Origin of the sequence: Streptomyces sp. SID1328 (assembly GCF_009865595.1) — a bacterium.
In the GTDB taxonomy this organism is placed as follows: Bacteria; Actinomycetota; Actinomycetes; order Streptomycetales; family Streptomycetaceae; genus Streptomyces; species Streptomyces griseoluteus.
Window position 1 is genome coordinate 1 of record NZ_WWKH01000772.1, and the last position, 2796, is coordinate 2796.

Annotated in this window: 3 protein-coding genes; all 3 read left to right on the forward strand. The window is 76.5% G+C overall.

Translation table 11 applies throughout. The features are described from left to right. The first annotated feature begins 118 nt into the window (after nt 1-118). Entirely contained in the window at nt 119-304 is a 186-nt protein-coding gene (gene fxsA, locus GT030_RS24660) for an FxSxx-COOH cyclophane-containing RiPP peptide (protein WP_086695674.1), read from the forward strand. A 137-nt stretch (nt 305-441) separates the two neighbouring features. Next, nucleotides 442-1587, forward strand: a complete 1146-nt coding sequence (locus tag GT030_RS24665) for an FxsB family cyclophane-forming radical SAM/SPASM peptide maturase (RefSeq protein WP_161202979.1) — start codon at nt 442-444, stop codon at nt 1585-1587. After that, nucleotides 1584-2796, forward strand: a 1213-nt coding sequence (locus GT030_RS24670; RefSeq protein ID WP_161202980.1) for an HEXXH motif-containing putative peptide modification protein, incomplete at its 3' end; no start/stop codon positions are given. The genes GT030_RS24665 and GT030_RS24670, both read left to right, overlap by 4 nt.

The window sequence follows — 2796 nt, forward strand, 5'->3', positions numbered from 1 at the left end:
GGCTGCCCGAGGACAGCCTCGGCACCGGCGCCCCCACCGCCGAGGACACCGCCGGCCGGCTCGCCGGACTCGGCTGACCGGCACCGAGACGCACCGAGGCACACCACGGGAGGCAGCGATGACGAGCGCGGGGGACGCGACACCCGTACCGGAGCACGGCGAGCCACTGCCGGACCTGCTCACCCTCGACCTGGAGGAACTGCGCACCCTGGACCACCCCGTACTGCGCGAGGTCCTGGACACCCTCACCGAACGGGCGGGAAAACCGGCCGAGATGCTCTGGGGCTTCAACAACTGCCTCTGATCCGCTCGCTCCTGGTCACCCGACGGCGGAATCCGGCAAGTTCCGCCCCCTTGCGTTTGGCGCCGGGCCGCGACCGGGAACGCCCCCGCACACACGGGCGGACGAGCCACGCCCGCATCGCGGTACGGGGGTACGGGATGTCCGGGACGACCGCCGCCCCGACGCGGGCGCGACCGCGCCCCTTCCGCCAGTTCATCGTCAAGGCGCACGGCCGCTGCAACCTCGCCTGCCGCTACTGCTACCTGTACGAGGGCCCCGACCACACCTGGCGCACCCGTCCCGCCGCCGCTCCCGCCGAGGTGCTCGACCGCACCGCCGACCGCATCGCCCGGCACGCCCGCGACCACGCCCTGACCGCGCTCTCCCTCGTCCTGCACGGCGGCGAACCCCTGCTGGCCGGCGCCGGCACCCTGGCGCGCTTCACGGACACCGTCCGCGCCCGGGTGCCCCAGGGCTGCGCCGTGCACGCCACCGTGCAGACCAACGCCACCCTGCTCACCCGTGACCGGGTGGCCCTCCTCGCCCGGCACGGCATCCGTATCGGCATCAGCCTCGACGGCGGGAACGCCACCCTCAACCACCGGCGCGTCGACCACGCCGGCCGCCCCTCCTGGCCCGCCGCGGCGCACGGCGCCCGCCTGGTCGCCGACCACTTCCCCGAGGCGTACGCGGGAGTCCTCACCGTGGTCGACCCCACCACCGACCCCGTCGGGACGTACGAGTCCCTGCTCACCCTGCGCCCGCCCGCGCTCGACCTGCTGCTGCCCCACGGCAACTGGTCGGCACCGCCCCCGCACGGGGGCGAGTACGGCGACTGGCTGTGCCGCGTCTTCGACCGCTGGTGGTCGGCCGGGCGGCGCGAGACGCGGGTACGGCTCTTCGAGGAGTGCCTCGCCCTGCTGCTCGGCCTGCCCGCCGCCACCGAGTCCCTGGGACTCGCCCCCTTCGACGCCGTCGTCATCGAGACCGACGGCTCCATCGAACAGGTCGACTCGCTGAAGTCGGCGTACGACGGCGCCGCCGAGACCGGGCTCGACGTGTTCCGGCACGACTTCGACCAGGCCCTCGCCCACCCCGGCGTCGCCGCCCGCCAGGCCGGGCTCGCGGGGCTGGCCGGGCGCTGCCGGGCCTGCCCGCTGGTCTCGGTGTGCGGGGGCGGCCACTACGCCCACCGCTACCGCGCGGGGCACGGCTTCGACAACCCGTCGGTGTACTGCGTCGACCTGCAGCGCTTCATCCGCCACGTGGCGGCGCGGCTGGCCGAGGAAGGAGGCACCCCGTGACGGCACCGCTGGACCGCGCCCTCGCCGAACTCAGCCGTACCGGGGGCGGCCCCGACACGCTCGCCCTCCTCGTCCGCGACCAGGACACCCGGCGCATGCTGCTGCTGCGTGCCGTCCTCGACGCCGCGGAGGGGGCCGACCCCGCCGACTGCCCGCCCGCCGCCAGGCGCCGGCTGCGCGAGGACTGGGCCCTGCTGACCGAGGCCGACCGCGCCGCCGACGGACCCCGCTCGCCCGCCCGGACCCGGCTCACCTACCCCTTCACCGGCCCCTGGGCCCGCCGCTGCCTGACCGCGCTCACCACCCCCGACACCGCGGGCGAACTCCCCCTGGAACTGGCCTACTTCAGTGCCCTTGCCGCAGCCGCCGCCGCCCGCGCGGGCCTGCCGTTCAGCACCGGACTCACCGCCCGCGACGGCCTGCTCTGCCTGCCCTCCCTCGGCGTGCTGCGCACCGGGCGGACCGGCTCCGCCGCGATCGAGGTGCGGCACAAGAACGGCCGCCTGACCCTGCGCAGACGCGGCGCCTCCGACGTGCACGTCCGGCTGGAGCAGGGCGTCGGCGCCTGGTCCGGCGCCCCCGCCTGGACCCCGGCGCACGCCCTGCCCGGCCTGCTGCCCGGCGCCGCCCCCGTACCGCTGGACGACCTCGACCCGTACCGCACCCCGCCCCGCGACCCCGGACGGTTCGCGTTCGGCGGGGCAGGCGGGCCCGACCACGCCGAGCGCAAGCGCTGGCTGCAGGCATGGTCCGGCACGGCACAGGCGCTGCGCACCGGCGGCGAACAGCGGCTCACCGAGACCATCGCCCTGCTGCGCTGCCTGGTCCCGCTCGCGCCCCCGCCCGGCTCGGACGGCCGGGGCAGCTCCAGCGGCACCCGGCGCGAGGCGTTCGGCGCGCTGCTCAGCACCACCCCCGCCACCCCGACCGCGCTGGCCGCCACCCTCGTCCACGAGATGCAGCACACCAAACTCGCCGCCCTCGGCGAACTGGTGGAACTGCACCGTGCCGGACCCGAGGCCCGCTACTTCGCCCCCTGGCGCCCCGACCCCCGCCCCTACGACGGGCTGCTGCACGGCACCTACGCCCATCTCGCGCTGGCCGACCACTTCCAGCGCACCGCGCTCGCCGAACCCGCCCGCCGCGAGGCCGCCTGGGCCGAACACGCCCGCTACCACGCCCAGGTCGCCGCCGCCCTGCCCGCGCTCG

Excerpts from the sequence above, each read along its gene's own strand:
- fxsA (WP_086695674.1), top strand. The coding sequence starts at position 119 with ATGACGAGCGCGGGGGACGCGACACCCGTACCGGAGCACGGCGAGCCA.
- GT030_RS24665 (WP_161202979.1), top strand. The coding sequence starts at position 442 with ATGTCCGGGACGACCGCCGCCCCGACGCGGGCGCGACCGCGCCCCTTC.